General features: G+C 65.8%; 28 protein-coding genes. 15 read left to right on the top strand and 13 right to left on the bottom strand.

The features are described 5' to 3' along the window. The first annotated feature begins 27 nt into the window (after positions 1-27). The 4 genes from ON44_RS30170 to ccsB are packed head-to-tail and all read left to right on the top strand — an operon-like array spanning position 28 to position 3,693. Positions 28-252, top strand: a complete 225-nt coding sequence (locus ON44_RS30170; RefSeq protein WP_040696195.1) for a hypothetical protein — start codon at positions 28-30, stop codon at positions 250-252. Next, positions 252-1,088: a cytochrome c biogenesis CcdA family protein gene (locus ON44_RS30165; protein WP_040696192.1), complete on the top strand. Its 837-nt coding sequence runs from the start codon at positions 252-254 to the stop codon at positions 1,086-1,088. The genes ON44_RS30170 and ON44_RS30165 overlap by 1 nt, the downstream gene beginning before the upstream one ends. Next, positions 1,085-2,722, top strand: coding sequence for a cytochrome c biogenesis protein ResB (gene resB / locus ON44_RS30160; RefSeq protein ID WP_040696190.1), 1,638 nt, complete (start codon positions 1,085-1,087; stop codon positions 2,720-2,722). Before ON44_RS30165 ends, resB begins: the two co-directional genes overlap by 4 nt. Positions 2,723-2,724: 2 nt before the next feature. Beyond that, a complete protein-coding gene (gene ccsB, locus ON44_RS30155) occupies positions 2,725-3,693 on the top strand; it encodes a c-type cytochrome biogenesis protein CcsB (RefSeq protein ID WP_040696187.1) in 969 nt (322 codons plus the stop codon). Between the two features lie 1,316 nt (positions 3,694-5,009). On the opposite strand, the gene ON44_RS30150 is transcribed toward ccsB, so the two are convergent. Beyond that, positions 5,010-5,198, bottom strand: coding sequence for a hypothetical protein (locus tag ON44_RS30150; protein ID WP_040696183.1), 189 nt, complete (start codon positions 5,196-5,198; stop codon positions 5,010-5,012). Between the two features lie 709 nt (positions 5,199-5,907). Beyond that, positions 5,908-6,573 (bottom strand): LppU family putative lipoprotein, encoded by a 666-nt coding sequence (gene lppU / locus ON44_RS30140; protein WP_051182598.1) that lies wholly within the window; start codon positions 6,571-6,573, stop codon positions 5,908-5,910. A 293-nt stretch (positions 6,574-6,866) separates the two neighbouring features. Here lppU and ON44_RS30135 point away from each other — a divergent pair, with 293 nt between their 5' ends. Further along, complete coding sequence (locus ON44_RS30135) at positions 6,867-7,487, top strand: DUF8020 domain-containing protein (protein ID WP_040696177.1); 621 nt, start codon at positions 6,867-6,869, stop codon at positions 7,485-7,487. A gap of 571 nt (positions 7,488-8,058) precedes the next feature. Here the strand turns inward: ON44_RS30135 and ON44_RS30125 are convergent. Further along, positions 8,059-8,256, bottom strand: coding sequence for a hypothetical protein (locus tag ON44_RS30125; RefSeq protein ID WP_040696246.1), 198 nt, complete (start codon positions 8,254-8,256; stop codon positions 8,059-8,061). A gap of 127 nt (positions 8,257-8,383) precedes the next feature. Beyond that, positions 8,384-8,593 carry a BldC family transcriptional regulator gene (locus ON44_RS30120; RefSeq protein ID WP_040696172.1) on the bottom strand — a complete coding sequence of 70 codons (210 nt, stop codon included), beginning with the start codon at positions 8,591-8,593 and terminating at the stop codon, positions 8,384-8,386. A 254-nt stretch (positions 8,594-8,847) separates the two neighbouring features. Here ON44_RS30120 and ON44_RS30115 point away from each other — a divergent pair, with 254 nt between their 5' ends. From ON44_RS30115 to ON44_RS30095, 5 genes are all read left to right on the top strand, one after another. Beyond that, positions 8,848-9,198 carry a DUF4229 domain-containing protein gene (locus ON44_RS30115; protein WP_040696170.1) on the top strand — a complete coding sequence of 117 codons (351 nt, stop codon included), beginning with the start codon at positions 8,848-8,850 and terminating at the stop codon, positions 9,196-9,198. Then, entirely contained in the window at positions 9,195-10,280 is a 1,086-nt protein-coding gene (gene cds1 / locus ON44_RS30110; protein WP_040696166.1) for an L-cysteine desulfhydrase Cds1, read from the top strand. The genes ON44_RS30115 and cds1 overlap by 4 nt, the downstream gene beginning before the upstream one ends. Positions 10,281-10,382: 102 nt before the next feature. Beyond that, a complete protein-coding gene (locus ON44_RS30105; RefSeq protein ID WP_040696163.1) occupies positions 10,383-10,604 on the top strand; it encodes a hypothetical protein in 222 nt (73 codons plus the stop codon). Next, entirely contained in the window at positions 10,604-11,182 is a 579-nt protein-coding gene (locus tag ON44_RS30100) for a Clp protease N-terminal domain-containing protein (RefSeq protein WP_040696161.1), read from the top strand. The genes ON44_RS30105 and ON44_RS30100 overlap by 1 nt, the downstream gene beginning before the upstream one ends. A 77-nt stretch (positions 11,183-11,259) precedes the next feature. Continuing rightward, positions 11,260-11,646 (top strand): phage holin family protein, encoded by a 387-nt coding sequence (locus ON44_RS30095; protein WP_040696159.1) that lies wholly within the window; start codon positions 11,260-11,262, stop codon positions 11,644-11,646. A 149-nt stretch (positions 11,647-11,795) separates the two neighbouring features. Here ON44_RS30095 and ON44_RS30090 read toward each other — a convergent pair whose 3' ends face one another. Both ON44_RS30090 and ON44_RS30085 read right to left on the bottom strand, forming a co-directional pair. Beyond that, on the bottom strand, positions 11,796-12,668 hold the full coding sequence (locus ON44_RS30090) for a 1,4-dihydroxy-2-naphthoate polyprenyltransferase (protein WP_040696157.1): 873 nt from the start codon (positions 12,666-12,668) through the stop codon (positions 11,796-11,798). 45 nt (positions 12,669-12,713) lie between these two features. Continuing rightward, positions 12,714-13,190: an SRPBCC family protein gene (locus tag ON44_RS30085; RefSeq protein ID WP_040696156.1), complete on the bottom strand. Its 477-nt coding sequence runs from the start codon at positions 13,188-13,190 to the stop codon at positions 12,714-12,716. Between the two features lie 211 nt (positions 13,191-13,401). On the opposite strand from ON44_RS30085, the gene ON44_RS30080 reads away from it, so the two are divergent. Further along, positions 13,402-16,956, top strand: coding sequence for an AfsR/SARP family transcriptional regulator (locus ON44_RS30080; protein ID WP_051182597.1), 3,555 nt, complete (start codon positions 13,402-13,404; stop codon positions 16,954-16,956). A 36-nt stretch (positions 16,957-16,992) separates the two neighbouring features. Here the strand turns inward: ON44_RS30080 and ON44_RS30075 are convergent, their stop codons facing one another. From ON44_RS30075 to ON44_RS30055, 5 genes are all read right to left on the bottom strand, one after another. Then, positions 16,993-17,829 carry an ABC transporter permease gene (locus ON44_RS30075; protein ID WP_040696153.1) on the bottom strand — a complete coding sequence of 279 codons (837 nt, stop codon included), beginning with the start codon at positions 17,827-17,829 and terminating at the stop codon, positions 16,993-16,995. Beyond that, positions 17,826-18,815, bottom strand: a complete 990-nt coding sequence (locus ON44_RS30070) for a daunorubicin resistance protein DrrA family ABC transporter ATP-binding protein (RefSeq protein WP_040696150.1) — start codon at positions 18,813-18,815, stop codon at positions 17,826-17,828. The genes ON44_RS30075 and ON44_RS30070 overlap by 4 nt, the downstream gene beginning before the upstream one ends. Positions 18,816-19,009: 194 nt before the next feature. Then, positions 19,010-20,170, bottom strand: coding sequence for an o-succinylbenzoate--CoA ligase (gene menE / locus ON44_RS30065; protein WP_040696147.1), 1,161 nt, complete (start codon positions 20,168-20,170; stop codon positions 19,010-19,012). Positions 20,171-20,526: 356 nt separating this feature from the next. Next, positions 20,527-20,919 carry a VOC family protein gene (locus ON44_RS30060; RefSeq protein WP_040696144.1) on the bottom strand — a complete coding sequence of 131 codons (393 nt, stop codon included), beginning with the start codon at positions 20,917-20,919 and terminating at the stop codon, positions 20,527-20,529. Between the two features lies 1 nt (position 20,920). Continuing rightward, positions 20,921-21,814, bottom strand: coding sequence for a 1,4-dihydroxy-2-naphthoyl-CoA synthase (locus ON44_RS30055; protein WP_040696142.1), 894 nt, complete (start codon positions 21,812-21,814; stop codon positions 20,921-20,923). Positions 21,815-21,940: 126 nt separating this feature from the next. Between ON44_RS30055 and ON44_RS30050 the strand changes: the two genes are divergently transcribed. The 3 genes from ON44_RS30050 (at position 21,941) to menD (ending at position 25,366) form a co-directional block, all read left to right on the top strand. Beyond that, positions 21,941-22,672, top strand: a complete 732-nt coding sequence (locus tag ON44_RS30050) for a PaaI family thioesterase (protein ID WP_245567393.1) — start codon at positions 21,941-21,943, stop codon at positions 22,670-22,672. Positions 22,673-22,826: 154 nt separating this feature from the next. Beyond that, positions 22,827-23,270 carry a DUF6918 family protein gene (locus ON44_RS30045; RefSeq protein ID WP_040696139.1) on the top strand — a complete coding sequence of 148 codons (444 nt, stop codon included), beginning with the start codon at positions 22,827-22,829 and terminating at the stop codon, positions 23,268-23,270. Positions 23,271-23,722: 452 nt separating this feature from the next. Next, positions 23,723-25,366, top strand: a complete 1,644-nt coding sequence (gene menD, locus ON44_RS30040; protein ID WP_040696137.1) for a 2-succinyl-5-enolpyruvyl-6-hydroxy-3-cyclohexene-1-carboxylic-acid synthase — start codon at positions 23,723-23,725, stop codon at positions 25,364-25,366. Positions 25,367-25,432: 66 nt separating this feature from the next. Here the strand turns inward: menD and ON44_RS30035 are convergent, their stop codons facing one another. Together ON44_RS30035 and ON44_RS30030 are read right to left on the bottom strand one after the other, a co-directional pair. Next, positions 25,433-25,663 carry an Rv3202a family protein gene (locus tag ON44_RS30035; RefSeq protein WP_040696134.1) on the bottom strand — a complete coding sequence of 77 codons (231 nt, stop codon included), beginning with the start codon at positions 25,661-25,663 and terminating at the stop codon, positions 25,433-25,435. A 149-nt stretch (positions 25,664-25,812) separates the two neighbouring features. After that, positions 25,813-26,049 (bottom strand): DUF8836 family protein, encoded by a 237-nt coding sequence (locus tag ON44_RS30030; protein ID WP_040696132.1) that lies wholly within the window; start codon positions 26,047-26,049, stop codon positions 25,813-25,815. A 178-nt stretch (positions 26,050-26,227) separates the two neighbouring features. On the opposite strand from ON44_RS30030, the gene ON44_RS30025 reads away from it, so the two are divergent. Continuing rightward, a partial coding sequence (locus ON44_RS30025; protein ID WP_040696237.1) for a TIGR03086 family metal-binding protein occupies positions 26,228-26,775 on the top strand: 548 nt, incomplete at its 3' end.

Here is a 26,775-nt window from a genome sequence, read left to right as displayed (position 1 = left end):
ATAGCGAGCGGTAGGAAAGGTGCAATCGTGATTCGCGATCGCCGTACTCGTAGCCCGCGTGCCTGTCGCCCGCGGCAGGCCGCCCGTCTCGTTCGCGGGGTCTGGACCGTCGATGACCGCTGGGTCGGCGTTGCCGCCGTACCGCGCAGCGCCGCGGCCGATTCCATGATGGACTTCGCCCCCGCCTCGACGAATACCTCTGCGGCGCCGGTGCCCGAGCGTGCTGATCGACCCCCGGTGGAGACCGACTGATGGTGCTTGCCGCAGTGGGTGATTCGTTCCAGCAGACAGCGGCGACGGGGCCGTTGTTATTGGCGCTCGGCGCATGCGTACTGGCCGGACTGGTCTCGTTCGCCTCGCCGTGTGTGGTGCCGCTGGTGCCGGGTTACCTGTCCTATCTGGCCGGGCTGGTCGGCGCCGAGGCGCCGCCCGCCACCGCGGCGCAGGCCAAAAGCCTTGGCGGCACGGCGGTTTCGGTCGATCGGGCTGCGGCACGGACGGGTCGGATCCGAGTGGCCGGTGCGGCCGGGTTGTTCGTCGCGGGCTTCACCGTGGTGTTCGTGCTCGCCACCGCAACGGTTTTCGGCGTCATCCAGACCTTGAACGTGAATCGTGAACTGCTGCAACGGGTCGGCGGTGTGGTCACCATCCTGATGGGTCTGGTGTTCATCGGCCTGGTTCCCGCGTTGCAGCGCGATACGCGGATGGAGCCGCGCAGGCTCACCAGTATTCTGGGCGCTCCGCTGCTCGGCGCGGTCTTCGCGCTCGGTTGGACGCCGTGCCTCGGGCCGACGCTGTCCGGGGTGATGGCGGTTTCGGCCGGGACCGAGGGTACGACGGCCGTGCGCGGCGTCGCGCTGATCGTCGCTTATTGTCTCGGTCTCGGGCTGCCGTTCGTGATCCTGGCCTTCGGGTCGGCGAGTGCGTTGCGCGGGGTCGGTTGGCTGCGGCGCAATTCGCGCACCATTCAGATCATCGGGGGCATATTGCTCGTCGCGGTCGGGATCGCGCTGGTCACGGGGGCGTGGGACCAGTTCGTCGCCTGGGTGCGCGACGGGTTCGTTTCCGAGGTGACGCTGCCGATATGACCGTGATCGACAGACCCGAGGCGCCGGTGACGCCGCCGCGCCAGTCGCTACCGGGTCGCGCGTGGGCGCTCGTGCGCAATGCTTGGCGTGCGCTCACCAGCATGCGCACCGCGCTGGTATTGCTGTTCCTGCTGGCTCTGGGCGCGATTCCGGGCGCACTGCTGCCGCAGCGAAACCTCAACGAGGGCAAGGTCGATCAGTACATCGCCGACCGCCCGACGCTCGGACCGTGGATGGACCGGTTCCAGCTGTTCGACGTGTTCTCCAGCTTCTGGTTCACGGCAATCTATGCGCTGCTGTTCATTTCGCTCGTCGGCTGCATTCTGCCGCGCTGCCTGGACCATTATCGCGCGCTGCGCACGCCGCCGGTCCGGGTGCCGCGCAACCTGTCTCGGCTGCCGCACCACTACTCCGAGACAATCGATGGCACCCCGGACGCCGCGCTCGAGCATGCTCGAAAAGAGTTGCGCGGCTGGCGGACCGAGGTGCGCGACGGCACTCGCGAAGGCGAGATCACCCTCTCCGCGGAGAAGGGTTACACCCGTGAACTCGGCAACCTCGTCTTCCACCTGGCCCTGGTCGGGCTGCTCGTCGCGATCGCGGTCGGCAAGCTGTTCGGTTACGAGGGCAGCGTGATCGTCATCGCGAACAACGGGCCCGGCTTCTGCACTACCTCGCCCGCCGTCTTCGACTCGTTCAAGGCGGGCAATATCAACGACGGCACCGGTATGGCGCCATTGTGCGTGCGGGTCAAGGACTTCAAGGCCGATTACCTGCAGAACGGTCAGGCCGAGATGTTCACCTCGGATATCGAATATCAGGCAGGCGGCGATCTGCAGAGCGATACCTGGCGCGATGCGCAGATCCAGGTGAACCATCCGCTGCGCGTCTCGGGGGACCGGTTGTATCTGCAGGGTCACGGTTTCGCGCCCACGTTCACGGTGACCTTCCCGAATGGTCAGACCCGAACCGAGACCGTCCAGTGGCGGCCCGACAATGCGCAGACCTTCCTGTCCAGCGGTGTGCTGCGGATCGATCCGCCCGGCGGCATGTATGCAACCGACGAAGAGCGCCGAAAGAACCAGATCGCCATCGAGGGTCTGTTCGCGCCGACCGCGCTACTGCACGGCAGCCTGCTGACATCCTCGTTCCCGACCATGAACGATCCGGCCGTCGCGGTGGACATCTATCGCGGCGATACCGGTCTCGATACCGGTAAGCCGCAGTCGCTGTTCGTGCTGGATCCCGAGCAGGTCAAGCAGGGGCGACTGGCCAAGGAAGCCAGGGTGAACCTGCGTCCCGGCGAGTCGGCGACGCTGCCCAATGGCACCAAGGTCACCTTCGACGGTGCGCAGGAATTCGTGAATCTGCAGGTATCCCACGATCCGGCGCAGCAGTGGGTGCTGGTGAGCGCGCTGGCCATGATGGCCGGGCTGCTGGTGTCGCTGCTGGTGAAGCGGCGACGCATCTGGATCCGCGTGTACCCGGCCGATGACGAAGCGGGTACCGTTGACAAACGACGCACCGTAGTAGAGATGGGCGGGCTCGCCAGAACCGATCAGGCGGGCTGGGGCGGCGAATTCGATCGCCTGCGTAAGCGCCTGCTCGATGACCGATCCGCCACGGGAGAGTGACCATGCCGATCGACGAGACCATCGCCCAGTACAGCGATCTCGCCTTCAAATCGGCGATCGTCGTGTACGCGCTGGTGCTGGTGCTGCTGATCGTGCAGTACGCGGCGGCGCGGACGCAGAAGGTCGTCGCGCGTGAACTGGTGACCGTGGGCGGCGGTTCCGATCGTCCCACCGGACCCGGTCGGGTCGAGACGCCGCAGGCCAAGCCGTTCGCCGAACGCGCAGGCAATATGGCGTTCTCGGTGCTGTTCGTCGCGATCGCCCTGCATGTGACCTCGATCGTGTTGCGCGGCTTCGCGACCCACCGCTTCCCGCTCGGCAACATGTACGAATTCGTCACCATGGCGACCGCCGCGGCCGCCGTGGTCGGCATGGTGTTCCTGCGCGAACAGCGCTACCGCTCGATGTGGGTCTTCCTGCTCGTCCCGATCTTGATCCTGCTGTTCCTGGCCGGCACCGTGCTCTATGCCGACGCGGCACCCGTTGTGCCCGCACTGAAGTCGTTCTGGCTGCCCATCCACGTCACCATCGTCAGCATCGGCAGCGGCGTCTTCCTGGTCTCCGGCATAGCCAGCCTGCTGTTCCTCTACCGTCTGCGCCAGCCCGAAGGCGCCGAATCCGACAACATCCTCGGCACCATCGCCCGCAGGCTCCCCGACGCTCGCACCCTCGACCGGTTGGCTTACAAGACCACGATCATCGGGTTCCCGCTCTTCGGAGCCGGAGTCATCCTCGGCGCCATCTGGGCCGAAGCCGCCTGGGGCCGCTTCTGGGGCTGGGACCCGAAGGAGACTTGCTCCTTCATCGCCTGGGTCCTGTACGCCGCGTACCTCCACGCCCGCGCGACATCGGGTTGGCGCGACACCAAGGCCGCCTACATCAACATCGCGGGCTTCGTCGCAATGCTCTTCAACCTCTTCATCATCAACATCGTTATCAGTGGTTTGCACTCGTACGCCGGGCTGAACTAAAGGGCTTTACCAGCGGAAATGGGCGGTGTGCGACACGCCCCGCAGCCTGAACGAGCCGGGCCGGTATCCCACTTAGCTATGTGGGTCTGTTCATGCGATTTCGCCGCCGCTGAAGTACATCCGATTCGAAACGGGATCAAGATATGCGCCCTTGATTCGTCGTTCTCGCGACCGGTGTGGTCGCGGCCGTCCTGGCTGTGGTTGTGTGGCCCGGCGCCGAGCCGAGCCGAGCTCAATCGCCCGGTGCGGACGTATCCGGTGCCGGAATTCATGTGCGACATCGGTGGAGAACGTCGAAGTGGATCCACCGGGCGACCGGATGCCGAACTTTCTCATGACGTTCGCGCATGCCGCACAGCTATCCCGCAACTACTCGCTGAACATGGAGGGCGATGGAATAGTGTCCGGCCAAGCCGTCGCGGGGTTCCTCCTCGGCTGCGCGCTCAGTCTGGAGAACGGCTTCACCGTCGGAATCGATCCGAATCAAGGGCTGGCGGCGAGTATTTCCCCCGAATTCAGCCAGTCGAACGCTGCCGCCGGACTGCCGAGTACGACGCTGCCGCCGGACCGTTCCACGAAAAACGTCAGCGTCTCGCCGATATCGAGAGCTGACCCAGCGCCGGTAGATGTCGTAGACGGTCTTGACCGGGGGACTCCGAGGGCAGCATCGCCCACGCGATCCACCAGCCGGGCACGACGAACACCCTGCAATACGCGATGATGACAAATGAACTCCCTGGTACAGCGATTGATCTCAGCGATCACCGCCCTACCAGGAGTTCACTCAAATCTCGAGCGTCCCGCACCCAACACTGGAGTTCTCAGACGCTGACTCAGATGCACCAGACGACACTACCGAGGGGGAAACACCACGTAGCCGATCCGAACGATCCGTCGACCGGAGCGGTGGTGGAGGACGACGGCACCGTGGCAGTCGAATCGGCAGTGGCTGCGGGCGCCGCGAGGACGAGCAGGGGCGCGGCGATAACAGTCGCGGCTAGAGTTTTGACGATCTTGCTAGACATTTTGCTTCCTCACAACGAGCTCTATGACGTCCGCGTAGTAGGCCGCGCTGCCGAGCTACCGGACTGGGGCAGCGAGTGCGTTACGTGCCGATCGACTTTGCGACACGCGATTCGCTACTTGATGAAGTACATGATGCGTCCGATTAGGAACGCGCATTCCGGCTGGCCAACAGCTGCAGCGTCGACCGGACCGAACAGGACGTCATTCGTACTGCAGAAGGCGTCAACAACAGCTTACCGCTGGCTACCGGAACTGTTCATTTCCTGCGGCGTCGGCGGTAGTGATAGTGGTCAGCCGTGGCAGCGTAGTTCGACCAGCATCGCGTCGCCGGGCAGGGCTGCCAGGTAGTCGGCGCTGTGGTCGTATCCGGCGGCGATTTCCGGTTCATGTGGGCAGTCGGCGGAGCTGAAGCAGGCACCGTGGATCCCTGTCCAGCCGTCCTCGTACCACCAGCCATCCATTGTGTCGGGGCCGCGCATACCTCACGACGGATGCGACGAACTCGTCTCGATCGACGGATCCGACTGCGACCACCGGATCGTATGTGCACATGGACCACGCACGCGCGGAAGACTATGTGCGGAGATAGTTCTCGTAAGCGTGAACGAGAGGCTGTGCGGCATGTCGGCGTCGGTGCCTTCGGCGAGCAGTTCGCGCATGCGACGTGGATTGCGCGTGTGTCCCTCCATGACCTGGACGAACCCGGCTTGATCCGAGCCACCGCCCAGCCACTGCGTCACCTCGGGGCAATCCATGAACTGCACCGGTCCGTCGAAGCACTGCTCGGTCTCGGCCCTGCGCCGACGAGTATGTCCCCGGATCAGCGTCGTGACGGTCTTGATAGAACTGCCGAGGTTGGACCGCGGGCAGCTCCGCGGCTAGTTCACGCCATCGCTGCCAGGCCCCCTCGGCCACCTGGCGCGCTTCGTCCTGATACTTCTGTGCCGTCCGCAGATCGAGTGCCGCACGGGTCTACCGACAATGCAATGTCATTGGTAGAGAGGTGACTTGGCTCGGGTACGTTGCCGCTCTGCTTACTGATGGGAGCCTCGGACTCCAGATGCCTGTGGTGGCGGTGCTGTTCGTGCATCGACTGTCGGGTGACCATGTCGACACGGACTGTCGAGGCGCGATTTCTGGCCGATGCACTCGCCACCCGCTACCGGCGGGTGCCGATTCGGCGGGGTCTTACAACCGGTGGACGCAGACTACGAATTGGCGTTGCTGGTAGACGATTCCGCGGTCGCTCGAGGAGCAGACGTTCACGTTTGTGGTGTTCTGTTTGACGTCCATGACGCGGACGGCGTTGGGGACGCCCCTGGTGTTGCAGTCGAGGCGTTTGGGGTTGTCTTTGTTCGGATCCATGCAGCCGCCGATTACCCAGTCGATGTCCAGGCAGAGGGCGGCGCGGTTGATGCCGTGCAGGGTGTCGGTGAGGGCGCGGTCGGCGTCGGTCGGGCAGGCGGCGTTCTCGGGCGCCTTATCGATGACCTTGTAGGTGGAGGTCGCGCCGCCGCAGGCTGCCTTGCCGAGGGTGGGATTGTCGCCGCTGCCGCCGATTTCGACGCAGTCACCGACCTCGACCTTCAGGCCGCCCGCGATCTTGTCGAAGGTGCTGCGGGTGGCGGAGGTGGTCGGTGGGGCCTCGGGGGTGGTCAGTGGCAGTTCGGGAAACGACGGTTCCGACGCGGTGGTCGGCGCGGCGTCGTTCTGGGCCGCGGGCGATGGGCTGCTCGTGGTGGACTTGTCGTTGCTGAGCGACATTGCCGCCACCGCCACAACGGCAGCGGCCAGCGCGGTTACAGCTATGAAGACCGTCAAGGTGAGACCTGCACGGACACGTTGACGTGACACCTGTGATGTCCTCCAGGGCTGTTCGAACTCGCGCGCCGAGATACGAAGTTGAAAGTTGCAATGGTGAGAGATCACGTCATGCCTACACCATCCGGTGTGTGCGCGTCGAGTTCACCTATTTTCGAGGATAAAAAGGATACTTGTGTGAAATGATCATGGGTCGGATGCTGGAATAACAATCGAATAACAATGGTCTGCAGGGGTTTCCTAAATGCCGTGCGGGGCAACAAGCTACGTGGCGCTAGACGCGTCAACCGGCTACCGGGGCCGGTGCTTGTCAGAAGGAAACCTTGATGAAGTTCGGCACGTTCGCCGTCACTCTCGTGTCCATCGCCGCCGTAGGAATCGCGGCGGGAACCGCGAATGCGAAGCCAGCGGAAGTTGCCAAAGAGGTGTCGGCCTCCGGCGTCGAGCAGGGAATCGGTTACCACACAGTGGCTTCCGAAATCTCGGATGGGCACCGGGATCGCGTTCTCACCACCGAGGTCGACAGCGGCAAGTTCGAACTCGCCGACAACGGCACCAAGGTCTTGCTGAAGTCCGATGCCGGCGCTGTGGTGTCGGAAGTCCCCTTGACCTACGAGCTCTCCGGCACGAAGGTCGCGGTCGACCAGACGATCTCCGATAACGGCCGAACCCTCGCTCTCACACCGAAATTGAGCGCCAAGAACATCGGCGAGATGCAGCCGGTCAATTCCATGGCCCGCCTGACCGACGAAATCAACAAGAACATCGTCGGCGTGGTCCTCGGCGGCGTCCTCGGCCTCATCATCGGCGCCATCGTCGGCGTCTTCTTCTTCAGCATCATCACCGGCCCGATCGGCGCGGTAATCGGCGCGATCGCCGGCGGCTACATCATGGGCGGGCAGTCGTTCATGGATGCCCTCATGGCCGTCATCAACGGCGAGCCGTGATCGTTTGACGGGCCGAACCGTACGCTGAGGAGCATGACCGGCGGCCGTCGATGACATGAATTTTCGCGACCTCGTCAGCCTATTGACTGAGGAGGAGCAGGAGGATCTTCGGCCGGTCGTACTTCGCTTGGTTGCTAGCCATGGTCGGTCGGCCGCAGATCGAGAAACGACAACCGAGCCTCGGCGGCGTCTCTCGTTTACGGGGACCGTCGAGGCCGAGGCCGACTTCGCTTCGACATCCCAGGAAGTGCTGTGGCGCGACCTCGGTGGTCGTGAGTGATCATTTGCGACACCGGGCCGTTGTCGGCAGTTGCCAATTGCATCGGTCATTGCGGTCGCGGAACGTCTGGGTTCACGAGAAGTGGCGACGCTCGATCATCGCCACTTTCATCAGGTGATTCCGAAGCATTGTGCCGCGTTCGACCTCGTACCAGGCGAAGAGAAGTGACCAGGCGTCAGAGGTAGCAAATCGGGTTTCGGCACCTTCTGATGCGGATTTACCGCGCGGTCAATACAGTTGCGTGACTGGGGGCTTCGGGCCCAAAAACCTCCCGGCGAACCGAGCGAACGATCAGCGCTCGGCAGACCCGTCACCATCACGATGCTGGCGCGAAATGCGCCAGAGGAATTCGGGGTCGTCATCCGGCCCCATGATGCGCTTGCGCTGCGGCGAACGCGTGGGCGGTCCGGCTGTCTTCTCGGGGCCGAACGCCTTCCAGCACAACACCGCGACTGCCACAACTGCGATGAGTGCCAACAGGTACGTCACGTCGCTCACCTCCTGCTAACGAGGGTAGTCGCGTGCGTAGCCTTCGAACACCGCAGACACGAAATTGGTGGGTGCGGGCCCCTAGACAGGAAGATCGAGCTCACAGCTACAGGCCCGCGGACCATGATCAGCGTGCGGTTGCCTCGGTGGTGAGCGACTGGAGCAGCTGAAGTACTTCGGATTCGCGGAACCGGCGATGCCCGCCCGGCGTCCGCAGTGATCCCAGGCGCCCGGCGTGGGCCCAACGGGTGACGGTCTTCGGATCGACGTGGAACATGGCGGCGACTTGGCCCGGTGTCAGCAGGGTGTCCTGGCCGCCGACGGTGATCGCAGTCATAGCAAACCTCTCCGTTCTCGACAGTTCCCTCATCAGATGGCGCCATCGTTGCACTGCAACCCCTAGGTACTCGAACCACCTACAGTTGGTAAAGGGGAAGTAATAGACAAAACGGATATGAGCCCTGGTCAGGCGTAGTCGGACGCAGTCCGTCTCTGGTTCCTTGCGCTTGGTCGAGCATCGGCGAGGCCACCACTTACTTCGACCGGAGGTATCGCCGAGGGTGCGCCATAGCTTCGCATAGGCTGGACGACGTGAGTGACGCAACGCCACCGAAGGGTGAACCCGCACAGCAAACCGCTGGCGTCGGCGCGCGGCTGGCCCGCAATCTGGCGCTGTACACGCTCGCCAGGCTGGCGCTGGTCGTCGTCATCGCCGCTGCGATCATCGGTGTCGCCCGGCTCGTCTCGGTGGATGTTCCGTGGTTGGTCGCCGCGCTGTTCGCGTTGGTCATCGCGATGCCGCTGTCGCTGACGCTGTTCAAGAAATTGCGCGCTCGGGTCAACGAGGACATCGCGGTCGTCGATGCGAAGCGTCGCCAGGACAAGGCGCAGCTGCGCGCCCGGCTGCGTGGTGACGACGACCCGAACGGTGCCGCCTCGTGAAGTACTGCGATCGCAGTACGCCACGGGCCTGGGTCGACAATGCCGTGCGGCTCATCGAGGCCGACACCCAGCGCAGCGCCGACACGCATCTGATCCGGTATCCGCTGCCCGGCGCCTGGCACGTCCAGCTGTACCTGAAGGACGAGTCGACCCACATCACCGGCAGCCTCAAGCACCGGCTGGCGCGGTCACTGTTCCTGTACGCGATCTGCAACGGCTGGGTCACCGAGGGCACCACGGTGGTCGAGGCGTCGTCCGGTTCGACCGCGGTCAGCGAGGCGTATTTCGCCAAACTGCTCGGCCTGGATTTCGTCGCGGTGATGCCGGCGAGCACCTCGCCGCAGAAGATCGAGTTGATCGAAGCTCAGGGCGGCCGTTGCCATTTCGTGCAGCGCCCACCGGATATGTACACCGAGGCGGCGCGGCTGGCCGCCGAATGCGGTGGCCACTTCATGGATCAGTTCACCCATGCCGAGCGTGCCACCGACTGGCGCGGCAATAACAACATCGCCGAATCCATCTTCCAGCAAATGGAATTGGAGGCGCATCCGGTGCCGGACTGGATCGTGGTCGGCGCGGGTACCGGCGGCACCAGTGCCACCATCGGTCGCTATATCCGCTATCACCGCTACCCGTCGAAACTGGCCGTGGTCGACCCGGAGAACTCCGCGTTCTACGGCGGCTACGAAACCGCCGACGCCGGGTATCAGACCGGAATGCCTTCGCGCATCGAGGGAATAGGCCGCCCGCGAGTGGAGCCGTCGTTCATCGGTCAGGTGGTGGATCGGATGATCGAGGTGCCCGATGCCGCATCGATCGCCACTGCCCGGCACGCGAGTCGGGTAATCGGCCGCCGCGTAGGCGGTTCCACCGGAACCAATCTGTGGGGTGCGTTCGCACTCATCGCCGAAATGATCTTCAACGGACGTGCGGGCAGTGTCGTCACGCTGCTCTGCGACGGCGGAGATCGTTATGCCGGGACGTATTTCGATGACTCGTGGGTCGAGGCGCAGGGCATGAACCTCACCGAACCCGCCGCGATCCTGGAGAAGTTCGCCGCGACCGGAATCTGGTCCGCCTAGCACGCGATATCGCAACCCCGGCCGCAGCGCCGGGGTTCTCTCGCGGCGAGCCTCGTCAATTTTCGTTGACAACTCCGGAGTTCGTCAATCAAAATTGACGACATGACTGAAGCAACCACACTGGCGGCCGCCGCAGGCAGTCCGGACCCCAAGGTCGGGCTGCGCGCGGTGCTCGCTCTGCGTCGGCTGCTCGAACGACTGGAGGCGATCCAGGTGACCAATGCCCGCGAACAGGGCTGGTCCTGGCAGGCGATCGCGGAGGCGCTCGAGGTCAGCAAGCAGGCGGTCCACCAGAAATACAACCGGAGAGGCGGGAACCGCTGATGTTCGAACGGTTCAGCAGGTCGGCGCGAACGGCGATCGTCATCGCTCAGGAAGACGCGCGGGAACTGCGCGCACCCAGGATCGAGGTGGAGCATGTCCTGCTCGGTCTGTTGGCACAGGGCGAGCCGGAATTGAAGACACTGCTCGAGGAGGCGGGGCTCACCCACCGAGAGGTGCTGAAAACCCTAGGCCAGCAGGCCAAAGGCCAGCCGCTCGGTGCGGAGGACGCCGAGGCGCTGCGTTCGATCGGCATCGATCTGGATGCGGTGCGCGAGAGCCTGGAGGCCACCTTCGGCGAGGATGCGCTGGAACGGGCCGTGCCCGAGGAGCGGTCCCGATTCGGCCGCGGCCGCGATCGGAACTGGGGTCACATCCCGTTCACCAGGGATGCCAAGAAGGTGTTGGAGCTGGGACTGCGCGAAGCCATGGCCCGCAAGGACAGGTCCATCGAATCCGGGCACCTGCTGCTAGGCATTCTGCGCGCGCCCAATGCGACCACCATCCGCATCCTCGGCGGTTCGAAAGCGATCGATGCGCTCCGACCAAAGGTGCACGCGCTGCTCGACCGTGCCGCGTGAGGGGTCGGGCATGTGTGCGCCGCTCGATTCGCGGTTTGTGGCAGCACATGCCCGCCCGTCGGGCCTAGCATCAAGCCATGCAGCTTCTGATTCGCTTGATCATCAACGCCGTTGCCATCTGGCTGGCGGCAGCATGGGTCGACAAGATCGAGATTTGGAGTCCCGAGGACAAGGGCAATGGCGGCAAAGTCATTGTCATCCTGGCCGTCGCCGTGGTCTTCACCGTGGTGAACGCGCTGGTCAAGCCGATCGTGAAACTTCTATCGCTGCCGCTGGTCATCGTGACCCTCGGCCTGTTTCTGCTGGTGATCAACGCGCTGATGTTGTGGCTCACCGCGAAGATCACCGAGACCACCGACTACGGCCTGCGTATCGACGGCTTCTGGGCAGCGGTGTGGGGCGGCATCATTGTCGCGGTGGTCAACTGGATCCTCGGCGTCCTGGTTCCGGACGGCGACGACTAGCAGTTTCCTGGCGCGCTCACGGCTCGTTCAAAGGCGGAATGGGTCCGAGCGTGCATTCTTTGCGCGAACGAGGCGGAAATTGCCGAATTCGGCCGGGAAGTGCACACTCGGATCCGTCGGCGCCAACTGGGTGCCGCGCTTCGCGGTCCCTATCCTGCGATACCCAGTGCCAGTGCGGTAACCGCCGACCACGCCAACAGCGCCAACCCCGAATCGCGGAGCGCCGGAATCAATTCCAGCCCACCCTTGCCGGAGCGCACCGGTGCATTGGCGCGCACCGCCAACGGCACGGCGACCAGTCCGACCAGCGCCCAGGGCGTGCGGACGACCAACAGCAGCGTCGCGATGAACGGCACCAGGAGCAGCGCCAGGTGCAGCGTCCGGGTCCGCGGATCGCCGAGTTTGACCGCGAGCGTGACCTTCCCGGATTCGGTATCGGTCGGAATATCGCGCAGGTTATTGGCGACCAGCACCGCGCTGGAGAACGCCCCGACCCCGATCGCCAGCACCAGACCCGCCCATTCGATCCGCTCGGCCTGTACGAATTCGGTACCGAGCACCCCGATCAGGCCGAAGAAGACGAAGACCGCCAGCTCACCGAACCCGCTGTAGCCGTAGGGCTTGCGGCCGCCGGTGTAGAACCAGGCACCGGCCAGGCAGGCCAGGCCGACCAGCAGCAACCACCACGCCGTCGCGATGACGAGCACCAGCCCGAAGACCGCGCCGATGGCCAGGCTGATGATCGCGGCATTCTTGACCGTGGCGGGCGAGGCGAGCTTCTGCCCGACCAGCCGCAGCGGACCGACCCGCACGTCATCGGTGCCGCGGATGCCGTCGGAGTAGTCGTTGGCGTAATTCACCCCGATGATCAAGGCCAGCGAAACCAGCAGCGCGAGAACCGCTTTCCACCACACCGCGCCATCGATGGAGGCGGCGGCGCCGGTTCCGGCGAGGACAGGGGCGATCGCGTTCGGCAGGGTGCGGGGCCGTGCGCCCTCGATCCATTGCGCTGCAGTAGCCATCTTCGCAGCCTAATGCGCGGCCGCGGTTCGGTCCGCTCGGGCGGTTCAGTTGGCTTCGGCGGCGGTCTTCAGTCGGTCGAGGCCCTTTTCGAAGTCCTTGCCGATCATATTGTCGATCGGGAACACCTTCCCGATCACGCCCATCAGGCCCTTGTGCTGACCTCTCATCCGCCAGACCACCTCGGTGCGGGGTTCTCCTCCTTCCAGGGCCGAGACCGGGTTCAGCTCGAAGGTCGTCTTATTGGTGGCCTTGAACGGCTTCTCGAAGGCCAGCCGGATACCTATTTCCCGGTCGTCACTGGAGGTGATCTCCATGCTGCCGCGACCGGCCTTGCGGTTGCCGTCCCAGGCGTACTTGGCGCCGACTCCAGCGTCCGGTCCGGAGTACTTCCGCTGCAGTTGCGGATCGACGTCCTCCCACGGCGACCACTTGGTCCACTCGTGGAAGTTATCGATCAGCCCATGAATGCGCGCGGGCTCGGCCGTGATCACAGCCTGCCGAACGATTTCGAACTCAGCCATGCGCACAGCGTAAACGCCTCAGCGGTCCGAACAGGGGCGAAAAACCATGTCAGCCTGGCACACAGTATTCGATTTCGGCACTCCCGGGTCCCTCCATGGGCCCGCCCGTCTCCCACCCTCAACGGGCGGCCTGGCGGCCGACTGTTTTGCCCTTGCGCTACCGCCTCCGAGCCCGTCGCTCGCGCCGGGGCTCGCATACGATAACCACGGAATGTTTCCCGATCAGAGCGGCCCGAACGGCCGAAGTCAAACCCTGACGACGCCCGCAGGCGAATCGGTCGTAGTGGCCCTGCTGGGCGAAATCGCGCTACGCCGAGACGGCACGCTCGCAGCGCTACCCGGGGCACGGTCGCGACTGCTGCTCGCCGCGCTGGCCCTGCGTCCCGGCCGCAGCCGCAGTGCCCAGGCACTGATCGATGAGGTGTGGGGTGAGCAGCCGCCGCGCTCGCCGATGAACGCACTGCACACCCAGGTGTCGCGACTGCGGGCGGCGCTACCGGATGCGGCGCTGGAGATCGGTCCGGCGGGCTACCGTCTCACGCTGACCGCTGATCAGGTCGATTTGACCCTTGTGGACTACCTGGTGCGCGCGGCCCGCGCCAAACAAGCCGACGGTGATCATGCCGGATGTCTAGAGGTGCTGACCCAGGCCAGATCGCTCTGGCGCGGCGAGCCAGGTGCCGACCTACCCGCGGGCGATCTCGCCGACGAGCTGCGCGCCGCGGCCGCCCACCGCTGGTCCGAACTGGAGGCGATCGAGGTCGCCGCCCGGGTCGCCGGCGGTGATCTCGACGGCGCGGTGGCGATCACCCGCCGCGCCACGGCCGCCAAGCCGCTCGACGAGGCCGCGCACGCCACCTTGATGCGGTTGCTCGCCGCGGCCGGTCGGCCCAACGAAGCCCTCGATGTCTTCGCATCGATCCGTGGGCGACTTGTCGAAGAACTCGGCGCGGATCCGGGTCCGGCGCTGGTCGAGCTGAATACCGCTATCCTGCGGGGTGATCCGGTGCCAGGATTCGCATCGCGGACCGATCACGGTGGGGTCGTACCGAAGCCGACGCCCGTCGTGAATTCGGTCACACCGGCTGATCCGACGGTATCGTCCGCGGTAGCGGATTCGGTCGCACGGGATTCCGCAGGGCGGGACGCGACGGCACTGGATTCGATTGGACGAGTTTCGGATTCGGCCGCCGCGCCACCGAGTGCCAGCTCCGCGATCGGCCTGCGCGCCGCCCCCAATGCCCTACTCGGACGCGCCACCGATCTGGACGCACTCGCGCAACTACTGCACCGCTCCCGGGTGACCACCGTCCTCGGCCCCGGCGGCACCGGAAAGACCAGGGTGGCCAACGAATTGGGCGCACGGGTCGCGCGCAGCGAATCCGTGGTGCTGGTCGAGTTGGCCTCGGTGCGGGCCGATACGACCGCCGATGCCGATCCGCGCGCCGATATCGAGGCCGCGATCAGCACGACGCTCGGCCTCGGCGAGATCGTCCGCGAGACGGCGTGGCGGCGCTCCACCGGTTACAGCGATGCCGGTCGCCGACTGCGCGATGCGCTCGCCGCCCGCCCGACGCTGTTGATCTTGGACAACTGCGAGCATCTGATCGACGCGGTCGCCGAGGTGGTCGCCGACCTGGTCGGCAGCTGCGACCAGCTCAGTGTCCTCACCACCAGCCGAGCGCCGCTGGCGATCACCGCGGAAACGGTCTATCCGCTGGCGCCCTTGGCAATCGATGCGGCCGGATCGCCCGCAACCGAGCTGTTCATGGCCAGAGCCCGTGCGGTGCGGCCGACAGTGCGCCTGGATCCCGAAGTGGTGGCCCGGCTGTGCACCACACTCGACGGGCTGCCACTGGCCATCGAACTCGCGGCCGCCCGCGTGCGGACCATGAGCGTCGAGGAAATCGAAACCCGCCTGGAACACCGATTCGCCTTGCTGCGCAGCGGAGATCGCTCCTCACCGGAACGCCATCGCACCTTGCATGCGGTGATCGCATGGAGCTGGAATCTGCTGGAAGAGTCGCAACAGATCGCCTTGCGCAGGCTGTGCCGCTTTCCGGCCGGGTTCACCCTCGATGCCGCCGAAGTGGTGGCGGGCGGCCCGGATGTCGACGATGTGGCCACGGCCGTGGACGGACTGGTCGGCCAATCGCTGCTGACCGTCCTGGACGACGATGAAGGCCTGATCGGCACCCGCTACCGAATGCTGGAAACCGTTCGCGAATTCGGGGAGGAACAGCTCGCGCTGACCGGATCCGATGCGGCGGCGGGCATTTCGGGTGCGATCGACGAGCGTCCCGTGGTGATGGATCGGATGTCGCGCTGGGCCCGTGACTATTCGATCGCCACGGTGCAGCGTTATGTCTCCGACGAGCAGGTGGCCACCGTGCTCTCGGTCGGTGCGGAACTCGACAACCTGGTCGCGGTGCTGCGATATGCGTTGGAGCGCAGGGACGCCCGCACGGTGTACCGGGTCTTCCCGATCGTCGGCACGCTCTGGGTGATGCGTGGCGCGCATATGGAGCTGAGCGGTTGGGGGCGCCGGATTATCAACCTGGCACCCGAACCCGGTCCGGTGCACGGTACGTTCGCCGATCTGCAGATGCTCGCGCACCTGCTGATCGGTATGCACATGGTGTATCAGGGCAGCGATCTGCGTGCGGTGGCGACCACTCGGGCGCGGGTCCGTCGATTGCTCAGCACCGCAATCGATCTCAATAGTGGAGTGCGCTTTCTCGGCGTCATGGCCTGCTCGGATACCTCGGGTGCGGACGCACCCAGGCTATTCGCCGACGGTGCGAAGTCGCCGGACCCGGTGGTACGCGCCGCGGCGGTGTTCATGCGCGCGAATATCAGGGAGAACGCCGGCCATGTCTACGGCTCCGCCCGGGACGCGAAGGCCGCCTTGCAGCTGATCGAGGGCTCTGATGTCTGGGGCACGGCGATGGTTACCCAGCACCTCGGGCAGCTCGCCGGACAGACCGCGCATTATGCCGATGCGGTGGATTACTACCGCCGGGCCGCGGAGCTGTTGCGGGAGTTGCGTGCCCACGAAGAGGCCGTTGAGATACGCAGCTATCTCGCGATATCGCTGATCGGCGCGGGGCGGTTCGCGGAAGGGCGGCGGGAGCTGGGCTTCGCGCTCGGCGCCGCGGACGGTGATCCGGCGCATGGCACCGCGATCGACGACCCGCACATCCGACGCAACCACCGTCTGGCACCGGTGGTCATCGGCATGGCGGAACTCGAACTGGCAGAGGGCGATATCGACGCCGGGCTGCGCCACTATCGTCGGGCACTCGACCTGTACGGCTGGCCCAATGACGAACCGATGCCCGGCCCGGGCATTCTGATGACCGCGAGCGGGGCCCTGGACGCGTACGTGCTGTACGGACGGGCGGCGCAGGCCGACGATATCGCGCGCACGCTGCTCGGCCTCGCGGTGGGCCGACTCGGACAGTTCTACGACCTGCCGCAGATCGGTGCGGTCGGCAACGCGGTCGGAACGTATTATCTCGCGGTCCAACGCGATTCGGAGATCGGCTTGGAGTTGGTTTCGCTGGCCGGCAAAGTCATGGGGCGACAGGATAGTCCGTCGGCCGAATTGCGGCGGCACGTGGAACTGCACCGAACAACGGTCGGGGACGAGCGCTTCGATGCAGCACTGACCCGGGCCGCCGGGATGCGTCGACGCCAAGCGGCGGCGCGGATCCTCGAACTCCTGCAGGAGCTGTTCTGGGACAACGAAAATCGCGGTGGGTGACTTACCCACCGCGACTTTCGGGTCAGACCTGAGTGATCAAGCCCGGCGCATGTAAGCCCGGACCGCGAGCGGCGCGAAGATCACGATCACGACCACCGAGCCGACCAGTGACCAGACCAGATCGCTGCTGTAGGCGTTGCCGTTCATCAACTCTCGGGCGGCATTGACCATGTAGTAGATCGGGTTCGCGTGGTTGATGCCCTGCAGCCAACCCGGCATCGTGCTGACCTGTGCGAACGCACCGGACATGAAGGTCAGCGGGAACATGATCATCATCGAAATGCCCTGCACGCCAGCGGCACTCTTACCCGTGACACCCACCAGCGCCCAGATCCAGCTCACCGCGAATGAGCAGAAGATCACCACCACACCGGCGACCACGACCCCGACGAACCCGCCGCCGGGACGGTAGCCGAGGCACAGGCCGACGACCACGGTGAGCACGGTCGCGAGACTGTAGCGCACCATATCGGCGATCAATGCGCCGGCCAGCGCCGAAATGCGGGAAATGGGCAGGGATTTGAACCGGTCGAAGACGCCTTTGTCCATATCCTCACGCAGCTGGGTACCGGTGACGACAGAGGTGAGGACCACGGTCTGCACGAGGATGCCCGGAATCAGGATCGGCAGGTAGTCGTGCACGTTGTGCGAGATCGCGCCGCCGAAGATGTAGGCGAACAGCGCGGTGAACAGGATCGGCTGAATTGTCACATCGAACAGCTGTTCCGGGTTGTGCTTGATCTTCAGAATGCCGCGGTAGGCCATCGTGAACGAGGTCTCGACGGTCTGGCGGAGGCTGATCTTATTGCTGGCCTCCGGGATTGCGGTCGGCGCAGCGTGGCGCGCCGGGGTTGGTGCGGTAATTGTGGTCATGCCGCGCTCCGTTCCGAATCGTTGTCGTCTTCGGCCGGGTGGCCGGTGATGGTGAGGAAGACCTCGTCGAGGCTGGGCTTGGTGACGGTGATCTCGTCGACCGCGATCTCCCACTCGCGCAGGCGGATCAGCAGATCGGCGGTCATGCCCGCATCCGGCAATGGCGCCGTGAGCCGTCCGGCCTCCGGCGTGATCTGGGCCTCGGCGCCGAGGAAGTCGGCGACAATGCGACGGGCCTCCTCGAGTTGGGCCCGATCGACCAGGGTCAGATGCAGTGACGAGCCGCCGACCGAGGACTTGAGTTCGTCTGCGGTGCCGTCGGCGATCACCTTGCCGTGGTCGATGACGGCGATCCGGTCCGCGAGCTGATCGGCCTCGTCCAGGTACTGCGTGGTGAGCAGCACCGTCGCGCCCTCGCGGACCAGACGCCGGATGGTCTCCCACATCTGGGCGCGGGTGCGCGGATCGAGTCCGGTGGTCGGCTCGTCCAGGAACAACAGCGGCGGTGTCGCGATCAGGCTGGCGGCCAGATCGAGGCGGCGTCGCATACCGCCGGAGAAGTTCTTCAGCGGCTTGTTCGCCGCCTCGGTGAGGTCGAACTCCTCCAGTAGTTCGACCGACTTGCGCCTGGCATCGATCCGGCTGAGGCCGAGCAGGCGGGAGAAGATGATCAGATTTTCGGTGGCCGTGAGGTCCTCGTCGACCGAGGCGTACTGCCCGGTGACACCGACCAGGGACCGGACCGCCGTCGGTTCCGCGACGACGTCACGGCCGAAGATGCGGGCGCTGCCGCCGTCCGGGCGCAACAGGGTGGCCAACATGCGGATGGTCGTGGTCTTGCCCGCGCCGTTCGGTCCGAGCACGCCGTAGACCGAGCCCTGCGGAACCGCCAGGCTCACACCGTCGACGGCGCGCTGTTCCCCGAACACCTTGACCAGGCTGTCCGCCTCGACGGCGAGCGCTGAAGTGGGTGCGAAAGAAGTCATGCATAAGACTGTGCGGTCGCCGTCTTGCACGGCCCTTGCACGACGGTGTCACCGATCTCTTGCACCCACTTGCACGTCTGCGCGCCCGCAGCAAGTCGCGAGCCGCTCGGACGACGGCGCCTATCAGCTGTGCCCGGCCCTGGCCATCGATAGCGATCGTCGGTAACAGCGGGCGCTGCCCGCCCGACCCGGTGTCAGTGCGTCGACTCCGCGAGGAGATGCTCGCGGAGTTGGGCGCGGTCCGGCTTGCCCGGTCCGCGCAGCGGGAGTTCGTCGAGGATCGCCAGCTCGCGCGGTGCGGCGATGGAATCGAGTTCGCGCACGACGTGATCGCGCAGTTCCTCGAGGGTCGGGGTGGCGCCGGGGGCGGGGACAACCGCGACCGCGACCCGCTGGCCGAGCCGATCGTCGGGCAGACCGAGCACGACGCATTCGCTGATGCCGGGATGCGTGATCAGCACGGCCTCGACGACCTGCGGGATGACGAGCAGTCCGCCGGTCATGATGGCCTCATCGAGCCGTCCGCTGATCCTGAGCACGCCGTTCTCGTAGGTGCCCGCGTCCTCGGTACGGAACCAGCCGGGTTCGGCGAACGCAGGATGGTCGGGCTGGCCGCGGTAGCCGATGGCGATCATCGCGCCGCCGAGCAGCACGCGACCGTCCTCGATGCGAATCTCGGTGCCGTCGAGCGGAACTCCGTCGTACACACAGCCGCCGCAGGTTTCGCTCATGCCATAGGTGCGAACGACGTTGATACCGGCCGCTTTCGCGCGCTCGTAGACCGGCGCCGGAGTGGCCGCCCCGCCGACGAGCACGCCATCCAACTGGGCAAGTGCCGCCGCGGCGGTGGGCGCCTCCAGCGCCTTGATGAGCTGGGTCGGCACCAGCGCGGTGTAGCGGCGCTCACCACGCATACCGGAAATCGCGCCGGCCAGCGCCTCGGGTAGGAAGCCGCCGGAAACGTCGAGCACGCTGGGTTCGGTACCGGCCAGAATGCTGCGCAGCAACACCTGAATGCCCGCGATGTGATGGGTCGGCAGGGCCAGGAGCCAGGTGCCGGGACCACCGAGTCGATCGTGTGTCGCAGTCCCGCTGGCCCGCAGCGCTGCGGAGCTGAGCATGGCGCCCTTCGGCACACCGGTGGTGCCGGAGGTGGTCACGACCAGTGCCGCCTCGTCATCGATCAGCTCGCCGGGCAAGAGTGCATCGCTCAGTCGTCGGGCCTCCCGACGGTCGCTGGTCGGTATCGGCAACCACGCGGGGCCGTTGCCCTCCAACACTTCTCGCAGATGTGGCATGACATCGCCGAGCCCGGATCCGGTCGGCATCGGCAGCGTCCGCAGGGTGCGACTCATGATTTCGCCCCCGTCATGCGCGACCGCACCTCGCTGGTGCTCGGCGCCGTCGTGCGCAGGCGCGCTGTGTTAATGGTTCGCTCGCTGCGCTCCCTCACGAGTCTGATCGTGTCATGTCGACATGACCGCACGCGGCAGGGGTCGGTTTGCTGGGGCGGCGCGCTGGGGGTTCGGCCGCGTCAGAGGGGAAGAAGTCGGGTACGTCGGACATCGAGACTGCGATTCACTCGGAGGACGGTACTCATCGGTGCTCACCCGGACGTCGGCGGTCGGGCGGTCATCCGTGGTTATCGTCCTCGCCGGGGTCGGCATTGGCAACTCGAGCCGGACCGGCAGCGCAGGCGCTGCGTGCGCGATCAGTCCGGTGACCAGCGCGAATCCCGCCGGATCGGATGCTCGGCGGGAACTTCGACCAAAACGATCGGCACGCCGTCCGGATCGTGCACCCACATTTCGATCAGTCCCCACGGCTCGCGCACCGGCTCGCGCTCGATGCGGATCCCCTTCAGCGCAAGCTCCGCCGCCGCGTCCGAAATGTCGCGAACCTGCAGCCAGAGCGCACCCTCGAAGGTGGTCGATTTGCCCGATCCGCCGTGTGCGGCCACCTCGATCAGCGACTGTCCAGCGAAGAAAACCGTGCCGCCCGGATACTCGCGCGCGATGGCCAAGCCGAGTCCGTCGCGGTAGAACGCGAGGGTTGCCTGGTAGTCGGCGGGCCGCAGGATGACCCGGCTGCCGAGGATGTCCATGTCAGAAGTACCAGGGGTAGGGGGTCCAGTCCGGCTTGCGTTTTTCCAGGAAGGCGTCGCGGCCTTCGACCGCCTCATCGGTCATATACGCCATCCGGGTGGCCTCGCCCGCGAAGAGCTGCTGACCGACCAGGCCGTCGTCGAGCAGATTGAACGCGTACTTCAACATGCGCTGGGCCTGCGGGGATTTGCCGTTGATATCGGCGGTCCACTCCAGTGCGACATTTTCCAGTTCGGCGTGATCGACGACCTTGTTCACCGCGCCCATCTGATGCATTTCCTCGGCGGTGTAGGGACGGCCGAGGAAGAAGATTTCCCGCGCGAATTTCTGGCCGACCATTTTCGCGAGATAGGCGCTGCCGTAACCGCCGTCGAAGCTGCCGACATCGGCGTCGGTCTGCTTGAACCTGGCGTGCTCGCGGCTGGCCAGGGTCAGATCGCAGACCACGTGCAGGCTGTGCCCGCCGCCCGCGGCCCAGCCGTTGACCAGCGCGATGACCACCTTCGGCATGAACCGGATCAGCCGCTGCACCTCGAGGATGTGCAGGCGGCCCGCACGCGCCTGGTCGACGGTGTCCGCGGTCTCGCCATCGGCGTACTGGTAGCCGCTGCGGCCGCGAATGCGCTGGTCGCCGCCCGAGCAGAAGGCCCAGCCGCCGTCCTTCGGGCTGGGGCCGTTGCCGGTGATCAGCACCGCGCCGACGTCCGGGGTCATCCTGGCGTGATCGAGCGCACGATAGAGCTCGTCGACCGTATGGGGACGGAACGCATTGCGCACCTCCGGCCGATCGAAGGCCACCCGGACGGTGCCCTGCTCGATATGCCGGTGATAGGTGATGTCGGTCAGGTTCTCGAACCCTGGAACGGGCCGCCACAGCTTCGGATTGAACGTCACCCCAGTGATTATTGCCCCCACCGATGTTTCGGATGCCAGCGACTTCCATGCGAACTTCTACGGTGCCGATTCCATTACTCGGCGGTACGACTTGACGGTGTAAAACAACGCGATACCGTGCAGAGCATGAGTGGAGCATCGCGAAGCGATTCGATGAGGGGTGGCGGTCGGGCGACGGGTGGGCGTGAGGCAGTGAAACGGGTTCCGGAACGCGTTGTCGGGCGCATCGACAACAGCGCGGTGGACGAATCCCGGTACGAGAAGCACGGCGGCTTCCCCAAGGTCTCCCGCGCCCGAGTCGGCGCCGACTTCGGCCCGTTCGTCGAGGCCATGCGCACGCTGCAGGATCTGGTCGTCTCCGTGGACGCCCCCGACGAGATCTACGGCGAGGCACTCGACCGCACGCGCGAACTCATCGATCTGCTCGAGCCGTATCGCGCACCCGAACTCCAGGGTCCGGCGGGCCGCGCGGTCGAATTGCCCGGGCGCGGCAGCCTTTTGCTGCTGCCGTGGCAGGTGGTCGAGGCCGGACCCGACGGCATCGTGATGACCGGTGAATTCCGTCGCTTCCATCTCGGCGGCAACGGCGCGGCACACGGCGGCGTGCTCCCACTGCTCTTCGACGATCTGCTCGGCATGATCGTGCACTACGCCGGACGACCGATCAGCCGCACCGCCTATCTGCATGTGAACTATCGCAAGATCACTCCGTTGCACACGCCGCTGACCGTGCGGGGTCGCGTAGATCGCATCGAAGGCCGTAAGACCTTCATCACCGCGGAACTGGCCGATGAGCAGGGCAATGTCCTCGCGGATTGTGAAGGATTGATGGTCCAGTTGCTGCCATGGCAGCCGTAGGCGGGGCTCCGCCTCCGCTCGCCAAGCGCAAGAGACTGACGACGGACTTCGTCCGGCTGCGCCCATTAGCCGATGAGTGCCGTGTGACTCTGCGCACCAGTGCGTATAGTGACGTGCGCTCGTTCATCGACATCTATTCCGGAGGAACCTGAAAGTGGTTGCAGCACTGTCTGAATCCCTGCTCGACGACGCAAAGCGCACGGCCTTCCTTGCCGATGCCAAGGAGGTTCTGGATGCCGAGGTGTCGGACAAGGGTGGTGCGTCGGGCCTGGCCGTCAAGGGTGGCTACGCGGCGGTCAAGAAGATCAGCCCGTCCATCGTGCCGGACGCGCTGGAATCCTTGGCGCCCAAGCTCGTCTCGCAGCTGGAGCCGTACTGGCAGGAATACGTGGCGACAGGGTCCGGCCAGTTCGCCGACCTGTTGGTCGCCAAGTCGGATGAGGTCGCCGAGGCTTTGCTCTCGGTGACCGACGCGCGTGCCGACGCTTCGACGCGTCCGGCGCTGAAGAAGGTCTACTCGTCGATGCGTTCGTCGGCCAAGAAGAACGTCATCGAGGCCCTGCCACGGCTGGGCGACCTCGTGCAGCGGCACGCCTGAGTTGGATTGCGGCGCCACGGCGCCGCGTCTCGCGCTCATGTCTGCGCCTCGCTAGCGCTCGGCTCCGACATGACCGCGTGGGCGGCTGTGTTTTTTGTCGCTCACTGCGTTCGTTCGTGTCTGCGCCTCGCTAGCGCTCGGCTCCGACATGACCGCGTGGGCGGCTGTGGTTTGCCGCTCACTGCGTTCGCTCATGGGACTCGCTCCGTGGTGGGTGCATCGGCGACGCTCATTGGCGCGCACGGTGCTTCGGCCGACCACGGGCGCTGAGCGCCCCGCGTCCGGTGGTGGACGCGGGGCGAATTTCCGCCAACCCCCGACGGCGTGGGGAGCGCGGCCGACGAACCAACGGCGCAGCGCACTCTGGAGCACAATGGCGCCGAGCGCTGGCGAGGTGCCATTGTGAGCAGGGTGACGAAGACGTCGAAGCAACTGTCTGAGAGGCTGGAGATGTGAATCCGTCTACAGCACAGGCGCAAGTGGTCGTTGACGAGCTCGCGCGCGGGGGTGTGCGAGACGTCGTTCTGTGCCCGGGGTCGAGAAACGCGCCCCTGGCATTCGCGCTGCAGGCGGCCGATGCGGCCGGCCGACTCCGCCTGCATATGCGCATCGACGAGCGAACCGCGGGCTTTCTGGCCATCGGTCTCGCCATCGCCAGTCGACTGCCGGTTCCGGTGGTGATGACCTCGGGGACCGCCGTCGCCAATCTCGGTCCCGCCGTGCTGGAGGCGAACTACGCCCGCGTACCGCTGGTGGTGCTGAGCGCCAACCGGCCCTACGAGATGCTCGGTTCCGGTGCCAATCAGACCGTCGAACAGTTCGGGCTGTTCGGTAGCCAGGTCCGTGCCTCGATCAGCCTCGGACTCGCCGAGGAGGAGTCGGATACCGATGGCGGTATGCCCTACGGCCAGCAGAACAGTCAATGGCGTTCGGCCGTCTGCCGGGTACTCGCGGCGGCCCGTGGCACCCGTTCCGGCAATGCCGGGCCGGTGCAATTCGATATTCCGCTGCGCGAGCCGCTGGTACCGGATCACACGCCGGACGAGTGGTCGCCCCAGGGTCGCCCCGGCGGCGAAGCGTGGACGTGCACCCGGTACGCGACGCTCGATGTGCCCCTCGATCTCGACCTGACGCCCGATACGGTCGTCATCTCCGGTCATGGCGCCGGCTTGCGACCGGAGCTGGCCGAGCTGCCGACAGTGGCCGAACCCACGGCCCCGATGCACGGTCCGTCCCTGCATCCGCTGGCGCTGCCGCTGCTGAAGCCGCGGCAGGCGATCATCACCGGGCGGCCGACGCTACATCGTCAGGTCGCGAAGGTGCTCGCGGATCCGGCCGTGACCGTCTACGCGCTCACCACGGGTCCCCGCTGGCCCGATGTCTCCGGCAATGTGGTCGGCACCGGAACCAGAGCGGTGACCACGGGTGCGCCGAGTGCGGACTGGCTCGCGTACTGCCGCGAACTCGATACGAAGGCTGTTCAGGTTGTTCGCGCCGAACTGGCCAACCACCCGAAGCCGACCGGGCTGCATGTCGCCGCGGTGGTGATGGATGCGTTGCGCGAGGGCGATCAGCTGCTGCTCGGCGCATCCAATCCGGTGCGTGACGCGGCCCTGGTCTCGGCTCCGCGGCCGGGTGTCCGAGTGCTGTCCAATCGTGGCGTGGCCGGTATCGACGGCACCGTTTCCACGGCCGTCGGCGCGGCACTGCACCACACCGGTCGCACCATTGCGCTGATCGGTGACCTCACCTTCCTGCACGACGCCTCCGGCCTGCTCATCGGCCGCGGTGAACCCCGCCCCGCCGATCTGACCATCGTGGTCGCCAACGACGATGGCGGCGGCATCTTCGAACTCCTGGAACAGGGTGATCCGCAGTACGCCGGTGTTTTCGAGCGCGTCTTCGGTACGCCGCACGGAATGGATTTGGCCGCGCTGTGTGCCGCCTACCGGATTCCGCACAAGCAGGTCGATCCCGAGCAGTTGGCGGTCGAATTGGCCGGGCACGCGCACGGGTTGCGGGTGCTCGAAGTCGCGACCGAGCGTTCCAGTCTGCGGGAGTTGCACGCGACCGTGCGGGCCAAGATCGCGCCGTGAGCGATAGGTACAGCCGAGCATCGCTCGGTACTTTCAGGTGCTGGTGAGCCCCGGCTGCGGGGCCGATCAGTACCCGGGCTCGGAATCGCGATCGTCGTCGAGCGGCACCGGGATCGACTGTTCCACGACATCGGCCGGATTGGCATCGAAGGCATCTCGATCGACCGCCGCCGCGAGATCGCGGTCGGAGCTGTCGTCGGTGTCATCGCCGATCTCGGGGTAGGCGGGGACGTTCTGCTCGACGTAGTCGGCTTCCGAAACCGCGTCGATGGTGCGGGACGTGCTTGGATCGGTCATCGTTCATTCCTCTCCGCGCGTGCTTTTCGGCTGGGTACCCGATGCTCTGCCGAGCGAACTCCAGGTGCTGCGGGAATCACAGCGCAGGCGGACAACCAGTCCAACACTGTTGAGAATGCTCCTAGTCCGGCCGCGCGGCAACCCGCCTGCTACTCGCCGTCGACCGGACCCGAACCATTCGCCGGGAATTCGACGAGCGCCAATGTGCGTCCCGCCATGAACCGCGCCGTCCGCACCGCGACGCCCGTTCGCGTCACTTCGCTGACCTCGACCACGCCACGCGCGATGCGCACCTCGACCTTGCGCCCGGCCCGCGTCGCGACCACTTCATAACTGCGAGACCCGTCGCCGAAATCGACGACGATCTCCACCCGATCGCCCTTCATCTCCCAATTCTCCGCTTTTCCAGCACCTTTCGCCGCTACGACTTGGTTGCGATGGGCGGCGGTGGGAAAGCCTCGCAAGGCGCCGGACCGAACCGGATGCGGTCGGGATCGCGGCACCGATGAATTCCGATGGAGCGCGCCGTCTCAATCGTTGACGTCCGTTGCCGAGGAGGCCCCGATGCACCCGAATTTCGATCTCGAACCGGCCGCCGCCGCGCTGGAGGCGGTGGCCGGCGCCATCACCGATGATCGGCTCAGCGCGCCGACACCATGCACCGATACCAGCGTGCGCGACCTGCTTGCCCACGTCATCGGACTCACCGAGGCCTTCCGGCAGGCCGCGACCAAGGAAGCGGTCGGCCGCTCGGTCCCGCCCGCCGTCGGCCCGGAGAGCGCCCTGCCCGCCGACTGGTGTTCCCGCATTCCGGCCCAACTGAAGGCACTCGTCGAGGCATGGCGCGATCCGGCGGCTTGGGACGGCGAAACCGAAGCGGGCGGCGTATCCGCCCCGGCCGTCGTCATGGCCACGATCGCCCTGGACGAAATCGTGGTCCACACTTGGGATCTCGCCCGCGCTACCGATCAGCAACCCAGTGTCGACTCGGCCCACTCGACCATCCTGCTCGAATTCCTCAGGGACACACCGCCCGAGGGCACCCCGGGCATGTTCGGCCCTGTCGTCCAAGTCCCCGAGACCGCCCCGTCTCTGGACCGCATCGTCGGACT

It is taken from the genome of Nocardia vinacea NBRC 16497, assembly GCF_000308835.1.
GTDB classification, from domain to species: domain Bacteria; phylum Actinomycetota; class Actinomycetes; order Mycobacteriales; family Mycobacteriaceae; genus Nocardia; species Nocardia vinacea.
The sequence above is the reverse complement of the archived record's forward strand: the minus strand, read 5'-3'. Positions and strand labels throughout refer to the sequence as shown.